This is a genomic window from Archangium primigenium (assembly GCF_016904885.1).
In the GTDB taxonomy this organism is placed as follows: Bacteria; Myxococcota; Myxococcia; order Myxococcales; family Myxococcaceae; genus Cystobacter; species Cystobacter primigenius.
In genome coordinates this window covers 4800327-4816218 of record NZ_JADWYI010000001.1, presented here as the reverse complement: position 1 = coordinate 4816218, position 15892 = coordinate 4800327, and the positions used below count along the sequence as shown (strand labels likewise).

Below are 15892 nucleotides of genomic sequence, written 5' to 3'. Positions count from 1 at the left end.
CACACGAATATGAGCACCGGCGCTTCCAGCACCCCGACACGCTCCCGGGGCTCCGCCGTTCCTGCAAACACCATCGCCATCACCGGCCTGGGCATGGTGTCCGCTATTGGCTCGGACGTAACCTCGAGTTGTGCCTCCGCGCGCGCGGGACTCACGCGCTGGCGGGAGTTCGATATCCAGGAAACGGATGAAGACACGTTGGAGGCCGTCCCACTGAAGGGGCAGGAGGTCTCCTCGCTCACCCTCGGCTTCGAAGGTTTCGCCCGTTTGCTGCGATTGGGTGACGCGGCGCTGCGTGACCTGATGGAGCATTCCGGCCTGGAGCGGCCGGCCTTCGCGCAGACAGGCATCCACCTTCAGCTCCCCGGCACTTGGTTGGAAGAGGTCCACCTCCAGGAAAGCCTACTAGACCAGTTGCCAGCGGAGGAGTACGAGCGCATCCACCGGGGGTTCGACACCGAGCGCAACGAGAAGCGGGAGCAGCTCATGCGCCGGTTCCTCCCTGAGTTGCTGGCGCTGAATCAGCTACCACTCGCGCCGAGAACGCAGGTCTATGCCTTCGGCGGGGCCGCTACCTTCACCCAGGTGCTTGCCCGGGCGGTGGAGGCGCTGCGAAGTCGGGCGCTCGAGCGATGCATCGTCGGCGGCATCGACTCCTGGGTGGATGGGGAGACGCTCACCCAGGCATACGAGATGGGCCTGCTCCGCACGCTCAACCGGCCCGTGGGCCGCTTCCCGGGTGAGGCCGCGGCCTTCGTGCTCCTGGAGCGGCTGGACTCCGCTCGCGCACGGGGCGCCCGTGTCGAAGCGCTGCTCGGTCCCGTCGCATCCACAGTGGAGGCTGGGCACCGTTTCTCCGGCAGTCCCCTCACGGGCGCGGCCCTCTTCAAGGCCATCACCGCGTGCTTCCCCGAGGAGGCGAGGCAGACGGAAGAGGTAGATCTTTCCATTGTCAACCTCAATGGTGATGAGCTCCGGTCCCGCGAGTACGGATACACTTTGGTTCGCCTCCAGGAGGCCGGGCTCCCCGCGTCTTCGCGGCGTTGGTACGTGCCCGAGCACTTCGGGGAGATTGGAGCGGCCACGGGAGCCGTGGCCATCTGCATGGGCGTGAGAGGCTTCATGCGGAGGTACGCCAGGAGCCCCAGCATCCTGGTGTCGTTGCTCGACGACGAGCTACCCCGAGGCGCGTTCCTGATCCGGGACATCCCTTGGCGCGAGGACGAAGCGGGAGCCACAGCCCCTCATGGAAGGCAATCATGAGCAAGACAAAGAAGAAGAACGAGCACTTCGAAGCGCTCACGACGCACGAGTCCCATGTCCATGGTGAGGACAACGGCTGCGTCACAAAGTGCGTATACAAGAAGGAGAACAAGAAGTGGAAGTGCGCGTTCACGGGACACAACTACAGGGAGAACGGCTTCAACTACCAGAAGAACTGTGACGAGGTGAACTGGTACAACCTCCCCATTCACCAGGAAGGCAGCGACGCCCGCAGGCGCTTCGACGACATCTTCACCACCGCCTTCAAACAGGCGTGGCGAGACCCCAGCAAGAAGGCGAACGCTTGGTACATGGGAGACGGTCCCTATGGCCACATCAACTTCGTCGCCAGTGGATGGTGGCCATGGCGCAACAACGCGCACCACCTCATTCCTGTGGATGACGCGTTGAGCAAGGTGCTCGACTTATCTAAACGCATACTGCTTCAGCAGGCGAAGTACAACGTCAACAAGGGCATCAACATCATCATCCTGCCCACCAGCGCCCGGCATGCCAAACTATTCCAACTCCTCAAACATCCTTGCTACCACCGCACCTACAGTATGGAGGTCCGCAACCGAATGATCGCCATCAGGGACTGCCTCAACGAAGCTGCGGACGAAGACAAGGCCGGTCATCCGCAGATCAATGAGCAGACGTTGGGCAAGTTTGGGGAACAACTACATGCCCTCTCGGGTCGGCTCCGCAAACAGATCCGCGAGGCAGGGATCAAGAGTCCGGGAGCCGATCTCGATGAATTGGCCAATCTAGTGGTCATCCGGTAGGTGAACCCCCATGCCCTCCTTCTCCATCTTCTCCACGAGCAACGATCCGAAGCACTGCCTGGTCGACGAGGTGCCCGAGTCCCTGAAACCCAAGAAGTGGCGCATCAGCAAGGGGATGCCAATGGAACACCGCTACCCGTCCGACGTGGTACTGAAGATGGACAGCGGCCACAAGGGACTGGTTGTACCGGACCTGGTGAGCAACACCGAGCGCATCGCCATCATCTCCAGCAAGCTCAAGGGCCTGCTGGACCAGCATTCCGGGGCCCGCATCGAATTCCTGCCGGTCTCCATCGCCAACCACAAGGGCCGTGTCGCCGCGAAGGACTACTTCATCGCCAACGTGCTCGACCACGTGGACTGCGTCGACAAGGAGCACAGCGAGGTCGAAGAGCTGCATCCAGACTCCACCCTGCTCTCGGGACTCTTCCGGCTCCAGGTGCTCCAGGACCGAATTCCTCCCGAGGCGAAGATGTTCCGGCTGAAGACCATGGCCCCGGCCATCCTCATCCGTGACGACCTGCGTGCCCTGCTCGATGCCGAGAATCTCACGGGCATCCGGTACATCGCCATGGGCGAGGAATGCGCCATCTACTGAGCCCCTGAGCGCATGTCCTCCTCAAGCGTATTGGAAACCGTCCGCGACGATTCCCTTTTCGGGCTCGAAGAGTCGGTGCGCGCCATCCAGCGGCAAGATGCCCTGGAGCGCTCCGGACAGGCTTATGTGGTGGCCGCGACGTGCCACCGTCGGCTCGCGTTCTGCGCATTGCTGGTGGACGCGAGGCCAGACCGTTTCGCCGCCCACCTGTGCCACTCCGCGCACGCTCGCCTCCACTTCCTGCAACTCGTCGCGGGAGGCCATGGCGCCGAGCCTCGCTTCCTCTGCGCGACCCAGGAGTTCTCATTCATCGACGCCCTCGCGGCTGGACAGCCTGACCTCGCCATGGGTATTGCCCGGCTGGCAGCGAGCCGCCATGACCCGGCCTTCGAATACGAAGACGACTTCCTCCTGCACCATTTCCTCCACCAAGCCCTCTTGGCGGCACGGGGAGCGGATTCGGCCGACATGCCCGCCCTGCTGGCGCGCTGGGAGGCAGTTCTGGAGGGAGGCGCTGATACCTATCTTGATGCCTGCCGTGCCCTGCTTCACCGGCACGCCCGCGCCTTCGATGAGGCCCTTCAGGCCACCGTCGATGCACGCTTGCTGAGTTTCCAGAAGCTATCCCGAGATTCTGGCCCCAATGACGAGCTAAGGAAGACTGAGGGGGCCGTGTTCATGATGGGCCTGGCGATGCTCCGGCTGGCGGAGCTGCGGGGAATGGACACCCGGCGCGAGTATCCCACCCTTCCCTCCCTGGCGCGAGTCCCGGCCGGCCGACCCGCTCCGCCGCCATCGGCATGGATGACGCCTGGATCGATAGATTAGGCAAGTGGACGCCTCGAAGCAGGAGCGTCCAGGGTGAAGCACACCGTGGGGTGATGACTCACCCGCGTAGCCAGTTCGCACCGCATGGTCCCGGCGCGGTACTCTCTTTCAAACCCGAGGGTGACAAGACGCGCTTCCCAAGCCACTCGATTCAGAGGTCCTTACATGAGCATGCATTCCGATAGTAAGCCGACCCTACTCGGCCCTCCAGCCCAAGAACCCATCCTGGGCAGTCGCGCCGGCCACCTTTCCGGGCTCGATGCCTCCGGTGCGCCGCTCGTCGACTTCCCGGGCAATGCCTCAGGCCCCGTTCCCGCGCGTCTGGCACTTGCGCTGGATGACCGGGGGCTCCAGGAAGCCGTGGCCCGGAGACAGAAGGTGGTTCTCCTCTTCGAGAATGGGAATCCAGGCCTGCCCTTCATCATGGGTCTCATCCAGGAGCCGAGTTCCACACCACTGCTGGACGCCCTGCTGGAGAACTCGCTCGAGGCAGCAACCCCGCAGCCCATGGAAGCCCATGTAGACGGCAAGCGCGTGGTCATCGAGGGCCAGGACGAAATCGTTCTCAAGTGTGGTGAGGCCAGCATCACCCTGCGTCGCAATGGCAAGGTCATCGTGAAGGGGACCTATCTGGAGTCCCGAGCCACGGGCACTCACCGCATCAAGGGTGGCTCGGTGGAGATCAACTGAGGCCATGGCCGAGCTCACCGGGAAGTCACTGCACTGGGATATCTACGAGGAGCACCTCGACGAGGCGGCCTTCCGTTGGAGTCAGTGGGAGAAAGCGCTCGACGCCCCCGACTTCACGTTGGGGGAAGTGGCGGAGCTGGAAGAGCATATGGCTGCGCATGTAGACGGTCTGGTGCTGGGCGGTGGGCCCGTGGCGAAGTATCTGCTGGTGCCCGCGCTTGCCGACGAGCCCGAGCGCATCGTCCCGGCTGCCCTCGCGCTGCTCCAGGCAGAGGGGCCCTCCGGACCTGCCGCCGTGCTGTCCGCGTTGCTCGGGGCCGAACCTCCCGCACTCGCCGCGCTCCAGCGTGCACTCGAGCTGGTGCCCTCGCGCAGCATTCCCGCGGACTTGCCGGATCTCCTGAAGAGGGAAGACGCCGCTCCCGAGCTGCTGGCCTTGGTGCTCGAGACGGTGGGCGTGCACCGGCTGGCCACGGCGCCGCTGTGCATGCCGTTCCTCACGCATCGGGAGCCCCAGGTGGCCGCTGCCGCCCTGCGAGCCACCAGTCGCGCCCAGCTGCCGCTGGAGCCTACCATGCTCCAACGAGCGCTGGACTCGGCCAATCCCGCACTCCGGAATGCAGCCCTCCTCGCAGGGTTGATGTCGGGACAGCGAGGAAGCTGGGTTGCCTGTCAGTCCGCCGCTGAGTCTCGCGAGCTCGGAGACGGGCTGCCTCTACTGCTCCTCGGGATGAGCGGGGACGAGCGGGAGGTGAATCGGCTGCTGGAACTCCTCTCCGACGAGTCACTTCGGCCACATGCCCTGTGGGCTCTTGGCTTCTCGGGTCGAGTGGCCGCCGCCGATGCCTGCATGAAGCTGATGTGGAACAAGCCTGTCGCGGCGCTCGCGGGCGAGGCATTCAGCGCCATCACCGGGCTGCGCATCGCAAAGGAGTATGAGGCTCCGCGCGAGCAGGAAAACGAGGCGCTTCCTTCCCTGGAGGAGGAGAATCTCGACGAAGACCTCACGCCGAAGCCCGAGGACTCACTGCCTCAACCTCGGCCCGAGAGTGTGGCGGCGTGGTGGAAACAGGAGCGCCAGCGGTTGGACGCGAAGCAGCGCTACCTCGCGGGTCAGCCATTCACCCCCCAAGCCCTGCTTAACGCGCTCGCCAGCGCGCCCATGCGGCGCCGCCATGCACTGGCACTGGAGTTGTCATTGCGCAGCCGAGGTGCGACGCAGGTACCGACGCGTACGTTCGTGTCGCACCAGTCCGCCGCGCTGAAGGCGACTCGCGCGACGCCGACCTCATCGTTCAGCCGGCCGTTCGCGGAAGGGCTTCGAGGTTAGCTGAGCCAGCCCGTGTTTTGTGGCTCTCCCACCCCTCAGGTAGTGCAGCGGCGACAAGCAGGAGAACCATCGCAGGCGCAGAACACCTTGAGGGCCGCGATTCGATGCCGCTTGGCTGGGACGTCTACCGCCCCCAGGTCGAGCCAGCCGGTGAGTGCCTGCTTGAGGTCCTGGAGACCGAGCTGCCGCGCGTCCTTCCCGTAGGGCACCTCGGCTCCCTGCGCGAGGCAGTGGAGGACGTTTTTGTCGGTGCCACTCGTTACGGCCCTGGCTCTTCAGGTAGCCGGGGAACCTCTCCACGGAGGGAAGGTCCAAGTAGGACCGGCGCGTGCCCGGTGTGGTCTCTTCGGCGGCCTTGGCCTCCTGGGCACGGGCCACGAGGCGGCTGGGTCCCTTCGGAAGAGGGACTGTTCGGCGAGAGCATCCTTCTCATTGCCCGCCGAAAGCCTTGTGGTATAGAGCCGCCCGTGGACCTGCTTCTCGAGGACCCACACGGTGGCGCCCTGCTTTTCCACGTAGGTGCGTCCACAGTCGCATCGTCCCGGCCAGCGGGGCCTCGAAGTTCTCCAGGCAGTACGAAGTTGCGCATCCGGAGGAGGGACGGTAGAAGGCGCTGGAAGTGCGTTGCACCCTGATGGCCAGGTAGCTCACCTGGTTAGAGCGGCGGTCTCATAATCCGCAGGTAGTCGGTTCAAGTCCGACCCTGGCCATGCCCCGGAGTCACTCTCGAGTGACTCCGGGGTTTTCTTTTTTCCGCGGGCGCCCTCCCCTCCCCTCCCCGCTCCAAACGAACAGGGCCGGACACCGCCGGTCTCCCGGCGACATCCGGCCCTGGCCTCACCCGGCGCGCCGGGTGAGGGACCTCAGTTCAGCTTCGGCTCGCAGGCGCACGTGCTCGAGTTGCACGCATAGCCCTCGCCGCACGAGTTGCCGCAGTTGGGCTGGCAGATGCAGGCGCACGAGGCCGCATCGGGCCGGTAGGCGGCGCCGCAGTTGAGCGCCGCCGTGTCGCAGACGCAGCCGCACGCCGCCGCGTCGAACCGGAAGCCCGGCGCGCACGTGGCGGACGCCACGCACTGGCAGGTGCACGTGGCCGCGTTGCACGCCTGGAAGCTGCCGCACGCCCCACCGCACTCCGCGCCGCAGGTGAAGTCACACACCTCGCGGCTGCTGTTGCACACCTTGCCCGGAGGCGCGTTGCCGCCGCAGTCCGCCGCGCACTCGCACCGGTTCGTCTGCCGGTTGCAGGCGAGCTTGCCGCGGCAGAAGTCCGCCTCGGACGAGTCGAAGTAGGCCGTGTCCGTCGAGCAGGGCGGCGGGTTGCCATCCTTGTTGCCCGTCAGGTCGCTCCAGTAGCGGTAGGAGATGGCCGCCGTGGTGCTCCCCGCCGTGGCCGGACGGCAGGCGCCGTAGAAGGCCAGGGCCTGGCTGATGCCGTCCACGTCGAAGCCGTTGACGCGGCTGCGCGGCAGGTCGTTCTTGTTGCACAAGGCTCCGTCCTGCACCGCCTGCATGGCCACGCGCACCGAGGCACCGATGGGCGGCTTGAGCGTGCGGTAGCCCGAGGAGGCGATCGCGCTGTCCATGATGCTGCCGATGGTGCTCTGGATGGACGCGGTGTTGCGGATGCTGCCCGTGATGCCGCCGGTGGCCTGGATGACCTCCTTGTGCCGCAGGTCGTTGATGGGCTCGCCCGGGTAGCACTCACCGCCGTCGATGGAGTCGCAGATGATGCCGTGCATCTGGATGAGCGCGCCCGTGGGGTTGGCGCCCTTGAAGTAGTCGATGTACGTGCTGACGGGCCGGACGTCGCCCGTGTCACGCACGTCGGTCAGGACGATGACGATCAGCCGGGCGCCGGGGCGGAACTTCTTGTCCGCGGGCGAGCTGGCGTTGGTCATGTAGTCCACCGCGGCACGTGCGCTCTCCAGGGTCTTCTCATCACTGGAGCCGCTCACGCCAATCCAGCAGTCCGTCGAGGGGCCCGTGCAGGACGAGGACTGCTGCAGCCACCACTTGAAGCGCTGGATGTCCCGGGTGAAGCCGCGGAAGACGCCCGCGGTGGGCAGGCCGTAGCCCGTCTGGGTATAGGACGTGCTCACCATGGCGATGCGCCAGTCGAGCTGCGAGTTGCCCAGCCGGTTGGCCACGGCCGTGGCGGCCTCACCCAGCGCGTTCTGGGAGGTGGCCATGGAGCCGCTGTCATCCACCACGAAGAGGAAGTCGGCCATGCCGTTGCCCGTGGTGAAGGTCTCGCACTGCACCGCGTCCGCGTCGCCGAACTGGGCCAGCGCCGTGCCGCCCGCCGTGTCGTTCATCACGAACAGGCCCGGCTCCACGAAGCGCGACTGGGGCGTGATGGCGATCACCACCAGCACGCTCGCGTCCGAGCGGTGCACGTACTGCGCCTGCAGCTTGTAGTTCTCCGCCGAGCCCGTGCCGCCCGTGAGCGTGCCCGCGCCCGAGCCCACGAGCGTGTTGGCCACCGAGTTGGTGTAGTCGCGCAGGTTGATGGGCGTGCCGCTGCCCTGAGCGAAATCATAGAAGGCCTGGAGCGCCGGGTGCCCGTCCCACGTGGTGAAGGTCTGCAGCGTGCCCGCCGTCACCGAGGGGTAGAACTGCCCGCGCACGTAGGCCTCGTCGCCCGCCACGGTGGTGGACGAGCCCGCCTTGCCGCGCTTGTAGGCGATGAAGGTCACCTTGTTCGTGTCGTCGTAGCCGATGTAGCCCTTGCTCGAGCCGCCCACGGTGATCTGCCGCACCTCCTGGAAGGAGTTGCGCAGCGCCAGCCGGATGTCCGCGCTGCCGTCCTCCTTGAAGGTGATCTGCCGCAGGTTGGTCGCCGAGCAGGCCTGACCCGCGGGGGTCGAGCCCGCGCCGTCCGTGCGGTCGAGCGGATCGAGCTCGCCCGGATCCTTGCGGCCGTTCTGGTTGGAGTCCTCGGCGCCGTCGGCGATGCCGTCACCGTCCGTGTCGGGCTTGAGCGGGTCCGTCTTGGTGGAGGGATCCTGATCCCCCGGGTAGCCACAGGACGAGTCGGGCGCCGACGTCGCGGGAATGCCCAGCTCCACGCCGTCCAGCAGGCCGTCGCCATCCGTGTCACGCTTGGAGGGATCCGTCTCGGTGCTGTCCTTCACGCCATTGGCGTTGAGGTCCTCACCCCGGAAGCCGCCCAGGCTCGGCCCGTCCACCAGGCCGTCGCAGTCCGAGTCCTTCTTGCGCGGATCCGTCTCGCCCGTGTCCACGATGCCGTTGCGGTTGCGATCCTCCAGCCCGTCGTTCAGGCCGTCCCCGTCCGTGTCCGGGTTGTTCTTGTCCGTGCCCGTGGCCTCCTCGATGTAGTCCGGCACGCCGTCCTTGTCCGAGTCGGGGAAGGAGCCCGCGCCACAGTCCGTGGGATCGTTGGGATCCGTCTCGCCCGGATCCTTGATGCCATTGCCGTTGAGATCCTCCGCGCCGTCCGCGCAGGAGTCCCCGTCCGAGTCGGCCTTGGTGGGATTGGTCCGGGTGATATTCACTTCCGTGAAGTCAGACAGGCCATCCCCATCCGTGTCACGCAGCCGCGGATCCGTCTCGCCCGGGTCCACGCGGCCATTCTTGTTGACGTCCTCGTCGCCATCCGAGAGGCCATCCCCGTCCGTGTCGAGGTTGGCCGGATCCGTCTCGCCCGGATCCAGTCTGCCATTGTGGTTGGTGTCCTCCAGACCGTCGCGCAGACCATCTCCGTCCGTGTCGGGATTGGTCGGGTTGGTCCGGGTGGAGGGATCCATGTCCGCCATGAACAGCTCGGCGCACTGGGCCAGCGTGTTGAGCGTGGAGGTGCGACCCGCCTCGACGCCGTCCCGGATGCCATCGCCGTCCGTGTCCCACTTGTCCGGGTCCGTCTTCTTGTTGCCGGTGTAGATGTTGCCGAACTCCTCGGCGTCCGACAAACCATCACAATCCGTATCAATCTTGGCATTGGTGGGATTGCGCGGTCCGGGAGGCGGCCCGAAGGGATCCTCGAACGTCGGAGGCTCCACGGGTCCCGCGTCCGGGACAGGCTCCGTCGAGCCGCCATCGGTCTGGGTGCCACCACCGTCCTGTTCGGGGTTCTCGATGGGAGGATTGACGACCGGATCATCACCACACCCGGTCACCAGCGTGGTCATGACCAGGGCGGCCAGGACGAATCGGGAAGAAGCTCTCATGAAAGACATTGGACTCATGACAGGAGAAAACCAAACGGGGGTGACAGCTTCGACGGGGACAACCAACCCCGTCAGGATAGAACGCCTCGCGCGCACCCGTCAGCACCCGAGTGGAGGGAGGGCCCCTCTCTATCAGGAACGCCCGACGAGGGGTGTCGCGGCGCGGGCGGGCGCCCCCACGCAAGCCCGCTCCCCGCGCCCTTTCCATCCAACCACCAGACACAAAATCCGCTCTCACGGTGAGGGCGAGCACGCGACCCTGGGCCGAGTGTTTAGCCGCTCTGCAAAGATTCCATCCGCCTCCCATTTCCGCGAGCCATGTACGTCCCCTGGATTCGTTGGAATGTGGGCATCTGGCCCACACTCACAGCGTGCGCTGGTCAACAGTCGCGGCGGCTGCGACGGGCTCCGCGCGAGACGCCTGGCGTCAATCTTCATCAAGACTGGAAGAACATGAAATTCGCTCCTTGACGGGATTAGCGGTTTTATGACAAACATCCGCGCAGCATCAGAAGACGGTTGAAGTCGCCGGGCTCGCACCATCCGCGAGCCAGGGCCTCGCCATGTCTGGGCATTGTGCGCAACCCGGGGCACGCGGACTTCGGATGGGCCGCTCCACCCCAAAAGGAGACAACATTGAAGAGCGGAACGATTCGAATGGGAAGTCGGGCGAGAGGTGCCCTGGCGCTCCTGGGCCTGCAGACCTTCCTCTCCGCCTGCGGTGATCCCTCGTGGCAGCCCGCCGCCGAGGAGCCCGGGGCGCTCCAGCGGCGCGCGGATCAGAACGTGGCGCTGGGCAAGCCCATCACCACGTCCGGCTACATGCAGACCTACGTCGCCACCAACGCGAACGACGGCAACCGGGGCACCTACTGGGAAGGCGCGCCCAACGCCTATCCCAACCTCCTCACGGTGAACCTCGGCGCCAACCACACGATCAGCGCCATCGTGCTGCAACTCAACCCGGACAGCCTCTGGGGCACGCGCACCCAGGGCCTCACGGTGCTGGGCCACAACACGAGCACCAGCGCCTTCTCCACCCTGGTGGCCGCGGCCACCTACACGTTCAACCCCGCCACGGGCAACCAGGTCACCATCCCCGTGAGCGCGACGGTGAGCGAGGTGCGGCTCCAGTTCGCGTCCAACAGCGGCTCCTCGGGCGCGCAGATCGCGGAGTTCCAGGTCCTCGGCTCGCCGAGCGGTGGCACGGCCACCTATGCCCTGACCGTCAACAACGGCTCGGGCGGCGGCACGTACGCGGCGGACACCACGGTGAACATCACCGCCAACACGCCGCCGGCCGGGCAGGTGTTCAGCTCCTGGTCGGGCGGGATCGCGGCCAACTTCGGCAACGTCTCCTCGGCGAGCACCACCTACAAGACGACGGCCGCCGCCACGACGCTCACCGCCAACTACACGGCGAGCACGGGCGGCACGAAGTACGAGGCGGAGGCGGCCACCCTGGGCGGCAGCGCCGCGACGACCACCAACCACACGGGCTACAGCGGCTCGGGTTTCGTGGAGGGCTACTGGTTCACGGGCGCGAGCACCCGCTTCAGCGTCTCGGCCCCCAGCGCGGGCTGGTACGACGTGGGCCTGCGCTACAGCAATGGCTTCGCGGACTCCAACCTCTCCGTCTACGTGAACGGCACGCGCGCCGTGCAGACCGCCCTGCCCACCACGGGCAACTGGGACACCTGGGCCACGCGGACCGAGACGTTCTTCCTCAACGCGGGCGGCAACACGCTCGCCTACCAGTACGACACGGGGGACGTGGGCAACGTCAACCTGGACTACATCACCGTGGGCGCCACGGCCGCCAAGAAGGCCGACCTCGGCGTGACCGACATCCAGTGGACCGCCGCGAACTCGCCGCCGCGCGCCGGGGACGCCATCACCTTCCGGGCCGTCGTCAAGAACAACGGCACCGCGGCCAGCCCCGCCGCCACGCACAAGGTCTCCTTCCGCGTGAATGGACAGGAGGTCGCCACCGCGACGGGCTCCGCGTCCATCGCGGCCGGCTCGAGCGCCACCCTGACGGCCAGCGCCGCCTGGTCCACCGCCCACGGCACCTTCCCCATCACCGCCGTCGTGGATCCGGACAACACCATTCCCGAGTTCAGTGAGGGCAACAACAGTTTCACCAAGGACCTCACCGTCTCCCAGACGCCCGGACCGGACCTGGTCGTCCAGTCCATCTCCCCCACCCCCTCCACGCCCGCGGCGGGCGCCGCCGTCAAGTACACGGTCGCCATCGCCAACCAGGGCCTGGACGCCACGGGCAGCTCCGTCACGGTGCGGCTCGTCGTCGACGGGACCACCACCCTGACGGGCGTCTCCTCCAGCGCGCTCGGCGCGGGCGCCACCGCCGCCGTCGTCCTCAACGGCTCCTGGACGGCCAGCAATGGCAACCACACGCTGGTGGCCACGGTGGACCCCGCCAACGCCATCTCCGAGTCGGTGGAGAGCAACAACACCCTGTCCTCCAGCCTCTACGTGGGCCGGGGCGCGAACGTGCCGTGGATCGAGTACGAGGCCGAGGTCGGCACCACCAACGCCCAGGTGCAGGGTCCCAGCCGTGATCTCGGCACCATCGCGGGCGAGGCCTCGGGCCGCAAGGCGGTCGTGCTCAGCTCGACGGGCCACTACGTGCAGTGGACCACCACGGCGGCGTCCAACGCCATCGTCGTGCGCAACAGCATCCCGGACGCGCCGGGCGGCGGCGGCATCCAGGCCACGCTGAGCCTGTATGTCAATGGCAGCAAGCTCACCACGCTGACGCTCTCCTCCAAGGAGGCGTGGATCTACGGCGGTGACGACACGCAGAGCAACAGCCCCTCGGGGGGCAAGCCGCGCCGCATCTACGACGAGGCCAGCAAGCTCTTGAGCACCACCATCCCCGCGGGCGCCACGGTCCGCCTGCAGAAGGACGCGGGCGACACGGCGGCCTACTACGCCATCGATCTCGTGGACCTGGAGCTCGTGGCGGCGCCCATCGCCAAGCCCGAGGGCTTCGTCGACATCACCCAGGCGGGCAACGGCTGGGAGCCCGCCATCCCCAACGATGGCCTCTCCGACGACAACGCCATCAACCAGGCGATCATGGCCGCCCAGGCCGGCCGCTTCAAGGGCGTCTACATCCCGCCCGGCGTCTTCAACCAGACCAACAAGTACCAGGTGAAGGGCATCACCATCCAGGGCGCGGGCCTGTGGCACAGCCGCATCCTCTGCGGCGCCTTGAACGAGGACGCGGGCTGGGGCCAGACGGGCTTCAACATCACGGGTGACAACACCACGTTCCGGGACTTCGCCATCTTTGGCAGCACGGACGGTCTGCGCACCCAGGGCGGCAAGGCGTGGGTGAACTCGGCCCACCGCAACACCCTCATCGAGAACATGTGGGTCGAGCACGTGCAGTGCGGCTACTGGGTCGGCGGGTTCAACGAGTCCACCAACCTCATCATCCGCAACTCGCGCTTCCGCAACACGGGCGCCGACGCGATCAACCTGTGCAATGGCAACAAGGATGGCGTGGTGGAGAACAACCACGCGCGCAACACGGGCGATGACGCGTTCGCCATCTGGTCGGCCACGGATTTGTACCCCCAGCCGAACGTCAACAACGTCATCCGCAACTGCACCGCGCAGATCGTCTGGCGCGCCGCGGGCTTCGCCATCTACGGCGGCCGCAACAACCGGATCGAGAACAGCATCGCCTACGACACGCTGACCTACCCGGGCCTCACCGTGAGCTCCGAGTTCCAGCCCTTCCCCATGGAGTCCGCCACGGTCGACGGCCTGACGCTCGTGCGCACCGGTGGCACCTACTGGGGTGGCCAGAAGTTCGGTTCCATCTGGCTGCGCGCCGACATGAACCCGACCAACGGCATCACCATCAAGAACGTCGACATCATCGATCCGACGTACCAGGGCATCAGCATCCAGAGCAACAACGGGGGCGTGTTCACCAACACCGCCTTCCAGAACATCACCATCAGCAACCCCACGACCTACGGCGTCGAGGTCCTGTCCTCGGCCAGGGGCGGCGCCACCTTCACCAACGTGACGGTGAACAACGCCCCCAGCGGCAAGGTCGTCAACCAGAGCGGCGGCGGCTTCGCCATCACCAACGGTGGGGGCAACAACTGGTAGTCCGCCCCGCGCGTGGCTGACTCCGGGCCGCTCCTCCCGCGTGGGGGGGCGGCCTTTTTCGTGCCCCGGGCTCCGGCATATCCTGGGCCGCATGTCCCGTTCGCGCTCGCCCCGTCTCGTCCCGCTCCTGCTCGCGCTGGCCGCTCCCGCCGCCTGGAGCGCGCCCTCCGTGCTGCTCTTTCCGACGCTCGGCCGTCCCGACAGCGTCACCCTCCAGGGCCGGGTCCTCTCCGAGACGCCGCACGGCAGCACGGCGCTGAGCCGCAACCTGCGCCGGCTGGCCACGACCAACGTGGAGGGGGCGCGGGTGGAGCTGTCCTTCCAGGGGATGAGCGCCCAGGTCACCAGCGGCCACGATGGCAACTTCCAGGTCACCCTGGCGGCCCCCTCGGACAAACCCTTCCCGGCGGGCAGCCACGAGGTCCTCGCCCGCGTCTCCGAGGCCACCGCCCAGTCCCGGGTGGAGATCATCCCGGACGCGGCGCCCTTCCTCGTGGTCTCGGACTTCGATGACACCCTGGCCATCTCCGAGGTGACCCAGCCGGGCAAGCTGGTGAGCAACGCGCTCTTGCGCGACGCGGACACCCAGCCGGTGGTCACCGGCATGGCGGGCTTCTATGGCTGTCTGGGTCCTGAGGCGGCGCCCGCGCCCGCGTTCGCGCTGGTGAGCGGCTCGCCCGTGCAGTTCGCCCCGCGCGTGAGCGCCTTCCTCTCCCGCCATGGCTTCCCGCCGGGCTTCGGTCTCTACCTGCGGGACATGGGACCGGGGACGCTGTCCCACTACAAGCAGCCCCTCATCCGCGCCCTGCTCCAGCGCTTCCCCCACCCGGTGGTCCTCGTGGGGGACTCGGGCGAGAAGGATCCCGAGGTCTACGCGCAGATCCGCGACGAGTTCCCGGGACGCGTGCGCGCCATCTACATCCGCGACGCGGGCCACAGCGAGAACGCCGCGCGCTTCCAGGGCATGATGCTGTTCAAGGACCCGGGCCTCGCCGCCGGGCATGCCGCGAGCCAGGGGGTCGCCCGGAGCGCATGCGTGTCGGAGCGCTTCCCCACCCCGACGCCCCCCCAGGCGCCGGCCCAGGCGCGCGACGTGCCCTGACTCAGGCATTCGGACGCTCCGGCGGCAGCGCCAGCAGGTTGCCCCGGATGGTGTCGCAGATCCGGTCCAGGGGCAGATCGTTGTCGTCGCTGCCGAACGGGTCCTCGATCTCCACGCCGATCTCCTCGATGCCGAAGAAGACGTAGGTGACGACGAAGGTGGCGAACACCGTCATCCAGCCGAACGAGTCCACCAGCGCGAAGGGCAGCGAGAAGCAGTAGAGCAGCAGCGCCCGGCGCAGGTGCAGCATGTAGGCGAAAGGCATGGGCGTCTTGTGGATGCGCTCACACCCGCCGAGGTAGTCCACGAGCAGCTGGACGTTGTGGTCGAGCTGCATCTGCACGTACTCGGTGTAGAGCCCCTGGCGCCGGCCCTCGTCGAGCACGGCGCTCATCTTCCGGGCCACGGCGAGCGGCACGTGCTGGGCCGCGCGCACCTCGGCCACCTGCTCGGCGGGGAGCGCGTCGGCCGCGGGGCCCAGGAACATCGTGCGCCGCAGCACCGCGGCGGACACGTACGGGAAGACCGCGGTCCAGTGCACGAGCGCGCGATAGAGATCCGGGCGGTCCTTGAGGAAGATGCCCGAGGCGCGCGCCAGGTTGCGCGTCTCGTTGACGATGCCTCCCCAGAGCTTGCGCCCCTCCCAGAAGCGGTCATAGGAGGAGTTGGTGCGAAAGACGAGCAGCAGGCTCAACGAGATGCCGGCCAGCGAGTGGACCGTGACGGGGACGTCCACCGGGCGCACGCGCAGGTGGAAGAACGTGACGCCCGCGGCCCAGACGACACAGGCGAGGACCCGGTAGATGATCTCGCGGATCATCGAGCCACGGAGGCGGTGGAGGTAGGGCCACCAGCGGTGGGGATCGTAGTCAACCATGCCGGGCGCTACCTAGCATCGAAGAAGGTGGCACCGCGAGGGAACGACTGATTCAATCCGGAGCCGCCTGGCGCTCT

10 protein-coding genes and 1 tRNA gene are annotated in these 15892 nt (G+C 67.0%); 9 read left to right on the top strand and 2 right to left on the bottom strand.

What is annotated here, in order from left to right; genetic code table 11:
• The first annotated feature begins 9 nt into the window (after window positions 1-9).
• From I3V78_RS19880 to I3V78_RS19850, 7 genes are all read left to right on the top strand, one after another.
• Entirely contained in the window at window positions 10-1263 is a 1254-nt protein-coding gene (locus I3V78_RS19880; RefSeq protein WP_204490035.1) for a hypothetical protein, read from the top strand.
• On the top strand, window positions 1260-2048 hold the full coding sequence (locus I3V78_RS19875) for an AHH domain-containing protein (protein WP_204490034.1): 789 nt from the start codon (window positions 1260-1262) through the stop codon (window positions 2046-2048). Before I3V78_RS19880 ends, I3V78_RS19875 begins: the two co-directional genes overlap by 4 nt.
• A 10-nt stretch (window positions 2049-2058) precedes the next feature.
• A complete protein-coding gene (locus I3V78_RS19870) occupies window positions 2059-2646 on the top strand; it encodes an imm11 family protein (RefSeq protein ID WP_239576497.1) in 588 nt (195 codons plus the stop codon).
• Between the two features lie 12 nt (window positions 2647-2658).
• Window positions 2659-3474, top strand: coding sequence for a hypothetical protein (locus tag I3V78_RS19865; protein WP_204490033.1), 816 nt, complete (start codon window positions 2659-2661; stop codon window positions 3472-3474).
• A gap of 165 nt (window positions 3475-3639) precedes the next feature.
• Window positions 3640-4164 (top strand): DUF6484 domain-containing protein, encoded by a 525-nt coding sequence (locus I3V78_RS19860; protein ID WP_204490032.1) that lies wholly within the window; start codon window positions 3640-3642, stop codon window positions 4162-4164.
• Between the two features lie 4 nt (window positions 4165-4168).
• Window positions 4169-5494, top strand: a complete 1326-nt coding sequence (locus I3V78_RS19855) for a TIGR02270 family protein (protein ID WP_204490031.1) — start codon at window positions 4169-4171, stop codon at window positions 5492-5494.
• 636 nt (window positions 5495-6130) lie between these two features.
• A tRNA-Ile gene (locus tag I3V78_RS19850) sits at window positions 6131-6204 on the top strand.
• A gap of 153 nt (window positions 6205-6357) precedes the next feature.
• Here I3V78_RS19850 and cglD read toward each other — a convergent pair.
• Entirely contained in the window at window positions 6358-9684 is a 3327-nt protein-coding gene (gene cglD / locus I3V78_RS19845) for an adventurous gliding motility lipoprotein CglD (protein WP_204490030.1), read from the bottom strand.
• A 657-nt stretch (window positions 9685-10341) separates the two neighbouring features.
• On the opposite strand from cglD, the gene I3V78_RS19840 reads away from it, so the two are divergent.
• Together I3V78_RS19840 and I3V78_RS19835 are read left to right on the top strand one after the other, a co-directional pair.
• Window positions 10342-13836 carry a CARDB domain-containing protein gene (locus I3V78_RS19840; RefSeq protein ID WP_204490029.1) on the top strand — a complete coding sequence of 1165 codons (3495 nt, stop codon included), beginning with the start codon at window positions 10342-10344 and terminating at the stop codon, window positions 13834-13836.
• A 91-nt stretch (window positions 13837-13927) separates the two neighbouring features.
• Complete coding sequence (locus I3V78_RS19835; protein ID WP_204490028.1) at window positions 13928-14938, top strand: phosphatase domain-containing protein; 1011 nt, start codon at window positions 13928-13930, stop codon at window positions 14936-14938.
• 1 nt (window position 14939) lies between these two features.
• Here the strand turns inward: I3V78_RS19835 and I3V78_RS19830 are convergent, their stop codons facing one another.
• Window positions 14940-15815, bottom strand: a complete 876-nt coding sequence (locus I3V78_RS19830; protein ID WP_204490027.1) for a bestrophin family protein — start codon at window positions 15813-15815, stop codon at window positions 14940-14942.
• Window positions 15816-15892: the final 77 nt, after the last annotated feature.